At 47.9% G+C, this 13,158-nt stretch carries 13 protein-coding genes; 4 read left to right on the top strand and 9 right to left on the bottom strand.

The genetic code is table 11. The features are described from left to right. Positions 1 to 46 precede the first annotated feature (46 nt). Positions 47 to 475, bottom strand: a complete 429-nt coding sequence (locus ABGV42_RS15905; RefSeq protein ID WP_347383264.1) for a MarR family winged helix-turn-helix transcriptional regulator — start codon at positions 473 to 475, stop codon at positions 47 to 49. A gap of 160 nt (positions 476 to 635) precedes the next feature. Between ABGV42_RS15905 and ABGV42_RS15910 the strand changes: the two genes are divergently transcribed. Then, positions 636 to 1,124, top strand: coding sequence for an arsinothricin resistance N-acetyltransferase ArsN1 family A (locus ABGV42_RS15910; RefSeq protein ID WP_431523622.1), 489 nt, complete (start codon positions 636 to 638; stop codon positions 1,122 to 1,124). Between the two features lie 305 nt (positions 1,125 to 1,429). Continuing rightward, entirely contained in the window at positions 1,430 to 2,293 is an 864-nt protein-coding gene (locus ABGV42_RS15915; RefSeq protein ID WP_347382503.1) for a cupredoxin domain-containing protein, read from the top strand. A 376-nt stretch (positions 2,294 to 2,669) separates the two neighbouring features. Here ABGV42_RS15915 and nikR read toward each other — a convergent pair whose 3' ends face one another. The 6 genes from nikR to ABGV42_RS15945 form a co-directional block, all read right to left on the bottom strand. Continuing rightward, on the bottom strand, positions 2,670 to 3,134 hold the full coding sequence (gene nikR / locus ABGV42_RS15920) for a nickel-responsive transcriptional regulator NikR (protein ID WP_347382504.1): 465 nt from the start codon (positions 3,132 to 3,134) through the stop codon (positions 2,670 to 2,672). 52 nt (positions 3,135 to 3,186) lie between these two features. Further along, positions 3,187 to 4,203 (bottom strand): alpha/beta hydrolase, encoded by a 1,017-nt coding sequence (locus ABGV42_RS15925; RefSeq protein ID WP_347382505.1) that lies wholly within the window; start codon positions 4,201 to 4,203, stop codon positions 3,187 to 3,189. Positions 4,204 to 4,304: 101 nt separating this feature from the next. Further along, positions 4,305 to 5,204: a hypothetical protein gene (locus ABGV42_RS15930; RefSeq protein WP_347382506.1), complete on the bottom strand. Its 900-nt coding sequence runs from the start codon at positions 5,202 to 5,204 to the stop codon at positions 4,305 to 4,307. 290 nt (positions 5,205 to 5,494) lie between these two features. Then, complete coding sequence (locus ABGV42_RS15935) at positions 5,495 to 7,522, bottom strand: hypothetical protein (RefSeq protein WP_347382507.1); 2,028 nt, start codon at positions 7,520 to 7,522, stop codon at positions 5,495 to 5,497. Further along, positions 7,497 to 8,396 carry an ABC transporter ATP-binding protein gene (locus ABGV42_RS15940; protein ID WP_347382508.1) on the bottom strand — a complete coding sequence of 300 codons (900 nt, stop codon included), beginning with the start codon at positions 8,394 to 8,396 and terminating at the stop codon, positions 7,497 to 7,499. Before ABGV42_RS15940 ends, ABGV42_RS15935 begins: the two co-directional genes overlap by 26 nt. Further along, positions 8,389 to 8,778, bottom strand: coding sequence for a GntR family transcriptional regulator (locus ABGV42_RS15945; RefSeq protein ID WP_095288792.1), 390 nt, complete (start codon positions 8,776 to 8,778; stop codon positions 8,389 to 8,391). Before ABGV42_RS15945 ends, ABGV42_RS15940 begins: the two co-directional genes overlap by 8 nt. 347 nt (positions 8,779 to 9,125) lie before the next feature. On the opposite strand from ABGV42_RS15945, the gene ABGV42_RS15950 reads away from it, so the two are divergent. Next, positions 9,126 to 9,956 carry a futalosine hydrolase gene (locus ABGV42_RS15950; protein ID WP_347382509.1) on the top strand — a complete coding sequence of 277 codons (831 nt, stop codon included), beginning with the start codon at positions 9,126 to 9,128 and terminating at the stop codon, positions 9,954 to 9,956. Next, the gene (locus tag ABGV42_RS15955; RefSeq protein ID WP_347382510.1) at positions 9,953 to 10,786 is read left to right on the top strand and encodes a 1,4-dihydroxy-6-naphthoate synthase; all 834 of its coding nucleotides are present in this window, start codon (positions 9,953 to 9,955) and stop codon (positions 10,784 to 10,786) included. Before ABGV42_RS15950 ends, ABGV42_RS15955 begins: the two co-directional genes overlap by 4 nt. A 525-nt stretch (positions 10,787 to 11,311) precedes the next feature. On the opposite strand, the gene ABGV42_RS15960 is transcribed toward ABGV42_RS15955, so the two are convergent. Next, entirely contained in the window at positions 11,312 to 11,932 is a 621-nt protein-coding gene (locus ABGV42_RS15960; RefSeq protein ID WP_347382511.1) for a pyroglutamyl-peptidase I, read from the bottom strand. A 91-nt stretch (positions 11,933 to 12,023) separates the two neighbouring features. Next, entirely contained in the window at positions 12,024 to 13,028 is a 1,005-nt protein-coding gene (locus ABGV42_RS15965; protein WP_347382512.1) for a Gfo/Idh/MocA family protein, read from the bottom strand. Positions 13,029 to 13,158 lie beyond the last annotated feature (130 nt).

Below are 13,158 nucleotides of genomic sequence, written 5' to 3' on the forward strand. Positions count from 1 at the left end.
GTTGCATTTTACAAGTATTAAGTGAAGTAAAGGGGATAACTAATTATTATCCCAGTGGTGTACAGCATACGCTAGATTTCGCCATACTCTCGTTTAGCAGTTTGACCGCATTTATCACCATATCACGTTCAAACTCAGACATATGCGAAAAGACTTCTTTTAAATAATCATTCATCTGCTCATCAATGACCGTAGCGACAAATTTACCTTGTGTAGTCAAGGATAATATGTAAATCCGTCGATCTTCTGGTAATGGCGTTTTTTGAACCAACCCCAACTTCACGAGATTTTGAACCTGACGGCTAAACGTTGTGATATCAATGGAAAGTGCATCTGCCACCTGCTGAATGGAGGGATTATGTTTACGATCAATTTCATAAATGATATGACTTTGAACGAGTGAAATATCCAACCCTCCTGCGGTGCAGCAGTTTTTATCCAATAATCCAAAACGTCGCGTCATGATCTGAAACATCTCTCTTACGTTGTTTTCCAATTACCTCACCTCTTGTTATAGTTATACCTATATTATTTGCGAAATGCAAATGTTTTTTTTGTTTTATTCTTTGTCTTTCCCATTTCGAGTTACATTATGATATATAAACATGTAAAAAACAAACGTAGGAGTGATCATCATGGTAATAATACGACAAGCTACCGAAGGGGATCTGGGTAGCATATTGACTATCTACAACCAAGGTATCGAAGACCGCGTTGCCACGCTTGAAACCGAGCTAAAAGACGAGGCATACATGAACGAATGGTTTAAGAAACACCAGGGACGCTACACAGTAATCGTCGCTGAAATGAACCAATGCATAATCGGATGGGCATCCATTAATGTCTACAATCCAAGAAGTGCTTATGACGGCGTCGGTGACCTTTCGATTTATATTCATCGTAATCATCGCGGCAAAGGGATAGGCAAACAGTTGCTTGGGAAATTAGAGGAGATCGGTAAGCAGAATAACTTTAATAAGTTTGTTCTTTTCACCTTTCCGTTTAATACGCTAGGTCAGAGCTTATATCATAGAACTGGATACCGGGAGGTAGGTGTATTTCAGAATCAAGGCGTTCTAGAGGGCAATTTTGTAGATGTGATGGCAATGGAGAAATTACTTTAAGCATCGTATCGTATGTGTATTGTTCAAGTAAACCTCCAAATGCTTAGAGTACAATTTAGCAAAAATTGCACCTCGGTAAATAATCCTGCTACCAGCAAACGTCTCGCTTACAAACTAATTTCGCCACAAATGTATGAACAATTACTGAATTATTAAAATTTGATCTATTGCAATTTCAATAATTGCACTACAATTCGTAGTACAGGACTATATAAAATTTTATATATTATCAGATTGATCTTACATTGAATAGAAACTACAATCTACACTCTATCTCAGTCACCAGATGTTTAGGGGGTAAAAATTTGATATTAACCATATTAAGCATAGTTATGATTGTATTATTCACTGGATACATTGGTTTAGTTACCTATAAACGAAAAGAGAAACTTGCAGGTATGGCTGGTATGATGATTGCAATGACCGTTGGTATGATATCTAGTCTTGCACTCGGTTTTCAATTAGGAATAGTGTTTCAACACAGTTTAGAAGTCCCATCAATAATCGCCATTTTATTTGGTTTGGGAGTGGGATACTTTATCGGAAAACCTGTAAGTTTAATGGCTGCTTTGGATGGGATGCTAGCAGGAATCATGGGTGGATTGATGGGTGCAATGCTTGGGGCCATGGTGAGTTTTTCTTATATAATGGTGTTATTTATTGACATCCTTTTCATTTTTATTTTGAGCGTTGTTCTCCAATTGGCCAATCAAGAAACGGACCAAGCTCATGAAACCAAGAAAAATGGAATGAATTTACCATTTATTTCGGGTGTACTTATGGTTGGTTTTGGAACCCTTTCGATCGGGATACTACTGTTTTTCCAGTTATACGATAACCAAACCACTGCAATTCAATCACAAGACTCACAATCAAGTAATCAAAGTACCGTTCAAGAAAATGCAGGGTATCAAATTGTTTCAGTCGATGTAACATCTAAAGGCTTCAGTCAAGAAAATATAAAGATAAAAGCAGGTGTTCCCACAAAAATTAATTTCATAAAACACTCAGGTTATACTTGTATAAGGAGCATTGAATCTACCGATTTAGGATTTGATGTGTATCTCGAAAAGGGAGATAACTTCGTGACTTTAAATGACTTGAAGCCTGGAACGTATCAATTCAATTGCGGTATGTACATGTATTATGGAACGATCACCGTTACGTAACACCTTCCAATAAGAAATGAATTACCTTCAAAAAACTCTCTAAGAAAGAGTTTTTTTCATCCAAACCCATACAAGCTGCTATCCGTCTGACTCACCTGGCTTGCGAGGAACAAATTGCTCCTATAGTTTTTGGTGAAATTATACCCTAGTTCAATTCAACTATCCTGCCCGTTAGCTTAACGAAAAAAACCGGCTAATTAGCCGGCTACATACTTGAATTGTCATAAACGTTTGAATGGGAACTCACGGCAAATGCCTCCAATTTCGACTCGTGGCAAACTGATGCTGTCCATTATGTTCCACAATAGACAAAAACAATGGAGATCAAGCATTTTCCAGAAAACATATATAAATGATTCATTTTTATTGTTTAATCTCACTCATGATGATGATCATGGCTGTGGCGGCTCGCGAGTTGGTTGAGCTCATCCACATATGTAACGGACAGCTCGGCATAGAGCACCCCTTTTTGCACCTGGATCTGTTGATGCAGATGACGCAAACGCCCGAGATTTCCTCGTACAGCAATGACCTCGAGACACTGATCGTGGTTCAGATGTACATGCATGTTGGAGATAATGTCATGATGTGCCTGATGCTGCAGTTCCATCAAACGGACCGGCAGATCGCTGATATGGTGATCATAGACCATGACAATCGTTCCTGCCACATCCTGCTCGGATCGCAGACGGGAAGGCTCCAGCAGTGTTTTGCGAACCAGATCGCGAAACGCCTCGGACCGGTTTTTGTACCCCCGCTCTTCAATATATTTATCAAACTGTTCAATCAGCGGAGTAGGGAATGCCACACCGAATCGGGTCAAATCTTCTTTATCTGCCATTCATAGCCTCCTGCATGTCGTTTACACCCGAGTGTACCATAGTCTGGCTGCTTCATCGACTGTGCTCCTGCAAAAATCGTACGGCCTCCTCCAGCGCCCTTTTCCCGCCATCTGTCTGTAGTTGAAATTGATAGTCATGTCCCAGCTTCTCCGTTGAGGCCGTAAAAAACAGGGTTTCCGTTTCAACTTCCAACCGCTTCAGGGTCTGTGCCAGTTCAACCGATTGCCCGGTTAACGGATCATGATTGCCTGAAGTAATAAATGCAGGTGGATAGTTCGGCGTAACTTGCAGCACGGTCGACATCTCATCCAGGCGAGGGAACTCTTCAAAAGCTTTGACTCCCGTATAAGACCAGAGGAATGTCCGGATAAGAGGAAACCCGCTTTCGCCAACTGTACTCATATTATAAGGCCCACAGTATAGGAGGACACCTCGCAGCTCTTCCGGCTGAATGGAGGGCTGTATATTCATGAGTTGTGCAAGAGCCTGATTCGTTACAATCGCTGCGGTCTGACTTGCAATCTGAGCACCCGCGGAATTGCCAGCAAGAAAGACTTTTTGGGGATCCCCCTTAAATTCTTTGGCATGATTCTGGATATAAGTCAGGGCTTGATTGGTTTGGAACACAGGCGTCGGATAAGGTGCATCTGGCGCAAGTGCATAGTTCATACTGACAACCACGAACCCCCGCTCAGCCAATTGCATCGCATAGTCAGTTATGTCTTCTTTGTCGCCCAAGACCCAACCGCCCCCATGCACCCACAAAACGACAGGCAGCGATTCAGTGGCTGCGGACGGATAGTAGATATCCATCGTACTGTTGTTGCGTCCCCCTTCAATATAGGCTACATCCTTTAGACGGCTTACCCCTTCAGCCATAATGACATCAGAATCAGATGGGGCAAGCTTGATTAGTGTTTTTAAAAAGAAAATGGGAATATTGGGTGTGATTTGCCCGCCAATATAAAGAGTAAACATAGCCAGAATTACAATCGCGCCCGGCATCCAATACCGCTTGTGTCTGTACCACGGCCTTGCTGTATCTCCGGTGTTCAACTTGATCTGCAACAGGTTCACCTCTGTTCATTCGTCTGTCTGCATCTAAAGTTGTGTACGCCTAGGGTACTGGTCGGGTTTCCATTTATTGTGTCTTCTTGGTCAGTTTATTGTTATTTCTTAGCCAGTTCCTTTTTTACCTTCAGGTAGATATCCGCAACTTTTTGCTCCAATGCATGGATATTTTGTTTAGAGCCAGCCCACTTCTCGGCAGCAGATGAGAGCTGATTCAATGAACTCAATACACGTGAAGGCTGGCCAGCTTTGATATTCTGTTTGAACAGCTTCAGTGCGTTCGCGTATCGCTCTTTGGACAGGCTTGCCTGTTTTTTGCCGGTTTGAATCTGTTTCTTGATTGGATCGGCAGACGCAAGCATGGTGCGCAGACGCTTATCCTCTGTACTTTTGCGTTTGCGGGCATCGGCCAGCTGCTGTTTTTTGATGCGAATGTCCGCCTTCGCCAGCTGTACAGCTGGTTTCAATGTGTCTGCCTGAGCACGGAGCGCGGCAGTCCATTCCTTGTTCTTGGCGGCTCTGGCTGCAGCGAGCTGCTTGTTGACAGTGGTGTACAGCGTAAACATTGGCTCATAACGGGTTTGGGTACGCTTTAATGTATCTGCCTGTGCAGCCAGTTTCGCTTCATCTGTTTTCCGTATTTCCTGACGAAGCCTGGATAATTCAGCCGTATTCGCTGCATGAAGTGTTTTGATTTTCTGCTCCCAGCTCTGCTCCTGCGTCGTCCAGGTCCCCACTTTTTGGTACGTTTGCTGCAGTGAAGCTTTCGTTTGGGCATCCGCTTTCTTAAGCAGGGCTTCCCACGACTTTTGGGCGGTTACACCGAGATCCGGGCCTGCCGCCTCGGCAGCTGACGTAAAAAGATGCATGGAACCCACGCTGGCTACCAGAAGCAGCGCGATGCAAAATCGAGTAATAAATCCTCTCCTAGTTCTGCCTCTAACGCTTCCGAAACTCGTAGCACCATCCATGCTGTGGTGATCTTCCACCGTGTTCATTGGACCTTCCTCCTCGTTTACTCAAAATGTAAATACAGCTTCTTCTTTCTCCAGTTGATCCAAGGTGAAGCGGCCGAAACAAACACAAAAAAAGCACCCGCAAAGTCAGGCGATTGCCTGATTTTACGGGTGCTTCCCTTATTAACCGTTCCCTATATAATTCGCGGTTATATCTTATTCGGCGCGAATCTCAACCTTTTCAAATATATTCCAATACAATCATTTCGTCAAGCAAGCCTCTTGGGCTGTGCATCCTGCAGCGGGAGAACCCTTCCCGCTTGCCATTCAATCTACTGTTCGGCCAAAATGGCCTTCATCTCATCGGTTAAATCCTCTTCCTTCAGCATCATGTAGATGTTTTCCCCCCGGGTGGCATTCAGCTTGATCTGATAAACGGTTGCTTTCTCCGTCCGCTCTCCTGATCGCTGACGTTCTAGCAGGTCGCTAATTATTTTTTTGTTTTTAGTCGCAACCTGTTTGTTGCCGCCTAGGCTTCCATCAATATATTCCGGCTGAACATATACCCACTGAGGATTTCCCGGACTGTCGATCTCCTGCTTCACGAACTGGGCCGAGGCAATTTCGTCTGCCGTGACAAGCAGTTGATCGTATAATTTGTTTTCTTTTAACCATTGGATCACACGATCGTAGCTTGGTTTAATTTCGTAACTCCACATATCTCTGGGTTGATACGGATCATTGGAGTAGGATTCCTGGTTTATCTCCGCGTTTGCAAAAGACTGCCAAGGGGAACGTTGTTCCTCATAGGTCTGGTCCAGAATATCCTGCTTCAACAGCTCCTTGAACTCACGGACCTGGTCGGGACTGCCAATGTATACTTTGCGATACGAACTAATGGTTGAACGGATACCAATACTGAGTACATCCTCATCCAGTTTATACGTATCATAGGCCACCTTTTTATAATCCTCCAACTGTTTCAGGGCCATTAATTCCTGCCTGAATTCCGTTTCGGAAATTTGGTATTTACGCTTCATGACCTTGCCGTTATTGAGTTTATAGCTGATATATACATACTCGTCATAATCATCATTCGGATATACAGGGTCTTGCAAAGGAAGATCGGATTCGATAATTTTCTGATGCAGGGCCAGAACGGCCTCCACAAATTCAGGATTATCCGAGTAAAATGGATGATCATCCACTTTCTGATTCACACCGTTAACGTAAGTGTAACGATCTCCTCCAAGCTTAATGCTTTTGACATCACTCACATCCGGCACTCTGGCAGCGTAACCGTTCCAGTCGGCGACAGGCACATACAAAATCAAACCGGATAGAAGACCATATATAACCAGCTTGGGCAGTAATCTGACGTTCCAGATCAGCCACGTTTTGCGAATGATCATCTCGGCCACAATGTAACCGACAATGCCGCCGAGAACATATCCGAAGATCGTCCACCCGGTCGATTCTGGGGGCGCAATCATGGTGAAATAGGCTCCGCCAATCAGAACCAGTGTGAACATCAAGCCAAAGCGAAATATCGGTTTGACAAGGGTAAACGTAATCGCCTGTGTAGCGGATTCCACCTTGCGCTTGGCATAAAATACATAAGTCAATGGGATAAATAAGACGGCCAAAGCTGCATAGATTACGAGTTCCCCACCGACCACTGGATATCTGCTAATTGAAGCCATACGAAGGACAAGGGATATTTTCTCCGCATAGCTGCTCATGTCACCGTATGGATATCCAATCAAGTAATGCTGCAGGTGCAGTGTAAAGATAAACCAGAACACAACAGGCAATAACAGGATGGCATACACTGTTAGCCCCTGTAGTACAGATTGGCCGATACACATGCCCACAACTACCGTTAGCATAAACATAAACAGCGAATAGATGCTCATGCTGAGACCCCACATCCAGATCTCACTACCATCAAAGATATAAGCCATACGATCCTGCGCTGCCCACACCCAACCTGTAATCGCCGTGGTCATCCAGATCGGGATCAGGATCATTCCAAAGCCGGAGAGCAGATTGACCGTTAACAGATGTTTGCGCTGTAGCGGCAAACCGTGGAACAAATCGGATGGAGCTCCGGATTGTATATAACGGAAAAGAAAAATGCCCATCGCCACTGGGAACGTAATCGCAAACAGAATGTGCGTTTCCCCATTGGCCTGAAACAAGCTGGTAATCTGCTGCGTTACACCACCCCTGTGCTCTGTTGCAATATGGAGCGGAAGCGAAAACAGCAATGTGAGCAGAAATAGTATTCCGAGCCAACCGTGCTGCCTGAAATTTTGGAACAGGATGCCCCGGTTACAGAATAATCGGTTGAATATCATACCCTGCATCCTCCATTTCATAAATAAATATTTCTTCCAGCGTCAGCGGCAGCACATCCAGCAAATAAGGATTCAAGGCCCGGAACCGTTCCGTCACTTCCTCGCGACTGCCTTTGACAATGTACAGCGAGACACTTCCCCGCATCTCTTCATGTAAAATATTCAGCTCATCCATCGCCTTGGCATCGTCAGGATGACGGAAAGCCACCTGAATCTTATGGGTATCGGCCTTCAGATCATCGAGATCCTTCTCTACAATCATGCGGCCTTTGTGCATAATGGCGACGTGATCACACAGATCTTCGATTTCACGCAGATTATGGGACGAAATAATAATGGTCACCTGACGCTCAGCGGCTTCCTGGAACAGCAAATTCTTGATCTGCTGGCGCATCACTGGATCAAGGCCGTCAATCGGCTCATCCATAAGCAGCACTTCCGGCATGCAGCTTAGCCCGAGCCATACGGCTGCCTGCCTGCGCATACCTTTGGACATGCGATGCAATTTGCGTTTTACATCCAGTTTGAACACCGTGGCCAGCTGCGCGAACCGCTCCTCATTCCAGCGTGGATACAAAGAGCGGTAAAAGGCCGCCATCTGAGCAATGGAGGACTGTGGGAAAAAGTAAGGCGCATCCGCCATAAAAATCGTGCGTCCCTTGAGGTCCATATTTTCATAAATTTCAGCCCCGTCAATGCGAACAGTCCCACTGTCCTGACGATAGATGCCTGCTATGATTTTAAGCAGCGATGTCTTGCCTGCCCCGTTGGAGCCGAGCAGGCCGTAGATGGATCCTTTATGTATGTGCATCGTAACGCCATCCACTGCTTTTTCATGTTCAAACGCTTTAATGACCTGATTCAGCTCAATCATTCGGCTCCCCCTTTTCGATACGGGCCATCGCTTCCTGGAACAAAAGTGTCATATCCGCCTTGGTTAAACCGGAATACGTCGCTTCTGCAATCAGCTTCACCAGTGCCGCTCTAATCTCATCTCTCATGGCTGCATTCGGATGTTCCACAGACGATGATACGAAGCTCCCTTTTCCCTGCAAAGAGTAGATATAACCTTCGCGTTCAAGCTCCCGATATGCCTTCTGAATCGTATTCGGATTGACGGTCAGCTGCGCTGACAGTGTTCGCACCGAAGGAAGCTGCTCATCAGGTTGGAGAACACCGTATACGATCATTTCCTTGATTTTGTCCACTAGCTGTTCGTAGATCGCCTTACGGCTGCGTACATCTAATTCGAACATCCCGCACCCCCTCTCCCCAAAAATATAATGTAATACCCATAAGTGAGATGACTGACTGTATATGAAGTGTATGCTTTTAACTCCAAGGTGTATTAACTGTACTATTATTATTAGTACAGTCGAGTTAGATTGTCAACGGTTAACTTTGACTTCTCGTTTAATCCGCGATAACTTTATATATATGAAGTGACATATTCAGCGAGCAAGGCAGGTTAGTTAGATCGTGCATGTCAGTAAATCATGTTCAGACAAATACATACAAAGGTTGTTCCTCTCTTTCCCATTCCGTTATGATGGAGATGACCAAATATAGCGTTGAATCTAACACCTTATAAGGGAGAACTCCGATGAATGAGCAAAATCAAGCATTAAATCATACAGAGCCAACCGGCTCGGCACCGAACCGTGCAGTTCAGCGCGTATTAATCGTGACCGCCGTGGATGCGGAAAAAGATGCCGTACAACGCGGCCTGGGTGACCAAGCCGCGGGAATATTTGACGTGATCGCTGGCGGGGTGGGCCCGGCAGCGGTTACGGCGAGCACGACAGCCACGCTGGCATTCGCCGCAGCGGCTGGCGGTAAGGCAATGGCGCAAGGTTCCACCGCGCCAGGCGGACCGGATGCGGCACAGGCATCTGCCGCATCCACGGGGCCCCTTGCCGGAGCCGGCCTGACCCCAGCGTACACGCTGGTGGTCAGTGCCGGCATCGGCGGAGGGTTCCCCGGCCGGGCGGACGTCGGCTCACTCGTGGTGGCCGACGCCATGGTTGCTGCCGATCTGGGCTCGCAGACGCCAGACGGCTTCCTGAGCGTGGACGAGCTCGGATTCGGCTCGTCCCGTGTGGCGGCGGACGCGGAGCTTGCCGCCCGCCTGCGCCATGAGATGCAGCGGGCCGGGCACGCTGTCAGCGGAGGCACAGCGGTCACCGTGTCCACGGCGACCGGAACAGCCGAGACGGCCGCGGAGCTGCTGCGCCGCGTGCCGGATGCCACCGCCGAAGGCATGGAAGGCTTCGGCGTGGCAACGGCGGCCAAGCAGTTCGGCGTGCCCGCGCTCGAACTGCGGGCCATATCCAACGCGGTCGGTCCACGCGACCGCGATGCCTGGCGCATCAAGGATGCCCTGGATGCGCTCCAGGCCGCAAGTTCCATTTTACGGGAGGTACTTACATCATGAAAATTGCATTTTCCCCTTGTCCTAACGATACATTTATCTTTCACGCCTGGGTGCACGGACTGATTCCGGGTGCTCCGGAACTGGACGTCCGTTACGCGGATATCGATATTACGAATGGTCTGGCTGCCAATCCCGGCGGACCGGATGTCTTGAAGATTTCATATGCAGCCCTGCCTTACGTGCTGAACGAGTATGCGCTGCTGCCTTCCGGCGGAGCACTGGGAAGAGGATGCGGCCCGCTGGTTCTTACGGCTAACGGTACCACCGATCCTGCATATCTGTCCGGACGCCGGGTTGCCGTGCCAAGTGAACGCTCAACCGCTTATCTGCTGTTCCGTCTGTGGGCTGCACAGAATGTCCCTGGCGGCGTAGGCGAAATCGTCGTCATGCCGTTCGACCAGATCATGCCCGCGGTACGGGATGGCAAAATCGATGCCGGCCTGGTCATCCATGAAGCACGTTTCACGTATCAGAACTACAATCTGAAGCTCATGACCGATCTGGGCAGCTGGTGGGAAAGCGATACCGGCCTGCCGATTCCGCTCGGAGCAATCATTGCCCGCCGCAATCTGGACGCTCATGCACTCGCTGGATGGGCACGTGCATCCGTGGAATACGCCTGGGCACACCCGGACGAATCCACAGAATACGTCATGGCACATGCACAGGAAATGGACCCGGATGTTGCGGCGCAGCATATCGATCTGTACGTGAACGAGTTCAGTGCCCATCTGGGCGATGATGGCTATGGGGCAATTACAGCCCTGCTTGGACGGGCGATGAAAGAGGGCCTCGTTCCCGAATTCGACCTGAATCTGCTGCGGATCTGAGCCTGCAGCAACCAGCTGTTCATTTGGATGACAACGGAGACTACTTACCTTGGGTTTTAGTCGCTAACGAACCTGTCGCAATTCATTCAGAGAATTCGTACGTAATGGACAGGCTGATGAACATCAGACACGTTATTCGTGCAGAAACCTGGGACAGGATAAGTGAAACGATGTATTAAGCCATCTACGATGCGTTACAACCAACTTACCTCTTGTACCTCTTCCAATAAGAAGTGCTGAGTTCGTTATATTTACTCATCTAAGCAGCAACACTGGCTACCTGTACGGCGCCACTAGATATATACCGAAGAAGGGGCTGTCCCATAGTCATAAACATGACTTCATGGGACAGCCCCTTTTCATTTATTTCGGTACAAGCCAGAGAAGCGAGTACATTACAAATGAAACGTGCAGATTACAGAAAACGTTTTAGTTTCTCCATTCAATCCTTTTTGCAACGAGATTTACTTACAGGCTAAAGTCACCTTTAACTTTGCTACTACACACATAAAAGAAGACCATTATTTACGCTTCCGCCACCACGGTTCGTATCATCACCCGCAAGGCATCAAGCATTGCACTAATCGACAGCGAAGGCACCGAGGGTTGCAGCAACGACATCTCCGTTGAAGCCGGGAAATGGACAAATCCCGCCCGGATCGGCAGCTGCTGCAATCGAATCTGATCCAGCACACGATACATCGTATTGTTGCAAATATACGTTCCTGCGGTATTGGATACCGCTGCCGGAATGCCTGCTGCAGTCATATTATTCACCATCGCGCGGATGGGCAATGTCGAGAACAGGCCGTCCGGGCTGCCTTCGGTTATGGGCTCGTCCACAGGACGCTGTCCCTGGTTATCCGCATAGGAACCAGGCGGAATGTCCTTTACATTCACGGCGATGCGCTCCGGGGTCACAGCCGTCCGGCCTTTGGCAAGACCACAGGCAATCACGACATCCGGACCGTATGCTTCCATCTCTGCAATCAGCAGGTCCGCACATTCATCGAAATGTACCGGCAGCAGCACTGTTTTCAGTTCTGCACCTTCCATCACTTCCTGTGCGAGAGCTTCCATCAGTTCTCCCGTGGGATTCACGGCATCCCCGCCAAAAGGCTCAAACCCCGAAATCAGAATTTTCATCCTTGTCCCACTCCCACCTATTTCGTATCTCTCGTAAGATTTCTGCGTACAATTGCCTACGTAGAACAATTCGGGATTTGGTTGTATTTCATTACTCAAATTTATACCGCAAGCCCCACTGTCCACGAATAGTGTCCATCAGTTTCATGATCTCAAGGGACTCATCCAGCGGTATAATTGGACTTTCCGTTTTGCCTTCCAGGATGCAGCGTCCAGCCTCTTCTGCTTCAAATGCATAGCCGATGGACGTCCGGTCATCCGTAAATGTTTCAGGCTCGTCCTGACCATTCACATGCAGATAAGCTTCTTTCCCGGCGAGGAACAGCGGCAAACGGATATACCCTTCCGTACCATACACGACAGCTTCATTGCTCAGATTCAGACGGACCGCCCCGTTCAACGATGCCGAGCGACCTTCCGAGTAAGAAAGCAGTACGGAGAACTGTTCGTCCACACCAGTCTCTCCGATGTTCGCCGTGCTCCAGACATGCTGCGGCTGCTCGCCAAAGATCATGGACGCGAACGAGACAGGATACACACCTGCATCCAGCAGTGCTCCTCCGCCCAGATCCGGGTTCAGCAGCCTTCCTTCAGGCTCCCAGCCTATGCGGAAACCAAAGTCAGCTTTTACAAGCCGCACTTCACCGATCCGGCCTTCGGCAATCCACTTCCGCGCCTGAACGATCGGAGGCAAGAAACGTGTCCACATGCCTTCCATCAAGAAGAGCTTGCGATTACGCGCGGTCTCCACCAGCTGCTCCAGCTGACGGCCATTCATCGTGAACGGCTTCTCACACAGCACTGCTTTTCCCGCTTCCAGACAAGCCATTACATTCTCTTTATGGAAAGGATGCGGTGTAGCGACATAGATAATATCCACTTCGGGATCTTGCAGCAATTCATCATACGAACCGTATCCGCTTGCAAAACCATATTCAGCTGCAAATTTCTCCGCACTTTCCCGTGTACGCGAACCAACTGCTGCCTTCACGGCATTTCCGGCATGCTCCAGGTCTCGGGCAAACTGGGATGCGATCCAACCTGTGCCCATAATGCCCCACTTCACCTTGTCCTGTCGTCCAGTAACTCCTGTCATATTAAAGCCTCCCTTGTCCCTATTGGTAGAACCAACTCTGACTCTCCTCTATATTACCAAAAAGAACCTCTGGCGTCAGACGTTGGTTTCACCTTCTGCTCCGGTATGCTTGCCAAGTCCAGCTTTCATT

The sequence above is a fragment of the Paenibacillus pabuli genome, from assembly GCF_039831995.1.
Taxonomy (GTDB): domain Bacteria; phylum Bacillota; class Bacilli; order Paenibacillales; family Paenibacillaceae; genus Paenibacillus; species Paenibacillus pabuli_C.

Excerpts from the sequence above, each read along its gene's own strand:
- ABGV42_RS15905 (WP_347383264.1), bottom strand. The coding sequence starts at position 475 with ATGTTTCAGATCATGACGCGACGTTTTGGATTATTGGATAAAAACTGC.
- ABGV42_RS15910 (WP_431523622.1), top strand. The coding sequence starts at position 636 with ATGGTAATAATACGACAAGCTACCGAAGGGGATCTGGGTAGCATATTG.
- nikR (WP_347382504.1), bottom strand. The coding sequence starts at position 3,134 with ATGGCAGATAAAGAAGATTTGACCCGATTCGGTGTGGCATTCCCTACT.
- ABGV42_RS15930 (WP_347382506.1), bottom strand. The coding sequence starts at position 5,204 with ATGAACACGGTGGAAGATCACCACAGCATGGATGGTGCTACGAGTTTC.
- ABGV42_RS15935 (WP_347382507.1), bottom strand. The coding sequence starts at position 7,522 with ATGATATTCAACCGATTATTCTGTAACCGGGGCATCCTGTTCCAAAAT.
- ABGV42_RS15940 (WP_347382508.1), bottom strand. The coding sequence starts at position 8,396 with ATGATTGAGCTGAATCAGGTCATTAAAGCGTTTGAACATGAAAAAGCA.
- ABGV42_RS15945 (WP_095288792.1), bottom strand. The coding sequence starts at position 8,778 with ATGTTCGAATTAGATGTACGCAGCCGTAAGGCGATCTACGAACAGCTA.
- ABGV42_RS15950 (WP_347382509.1), top strand. The coding sequence starts at position 9,126 with ATGAATGAGCAAAATCAAGCATTAAATCATACAGAGCCAACCGGCTCG.
- ABGV42_RS15955 (WP_347382510.1), top strand. The coding sequence starts at position 9,953 with ATGAAAATTGCATTTTCCCCTTGTCCTAACGATACATTTATCTTTCAC.
- ABGV42_RS15960 (WP_347382511.1), bottom strand. The coding sequence starts at position 11,932 with ATGAAAATTCTGATTTCGGGGTTTGAGCCTTTTGGCGGGGATGCCGTG.
- ABGV42_RS15965 (WP_347382512.1), bottom strand. The coding sequence starts at position 13,028 with ATGACAGGAGTTACTGGACGACAGGACAAGGTGAAGTGGGGCATTATG.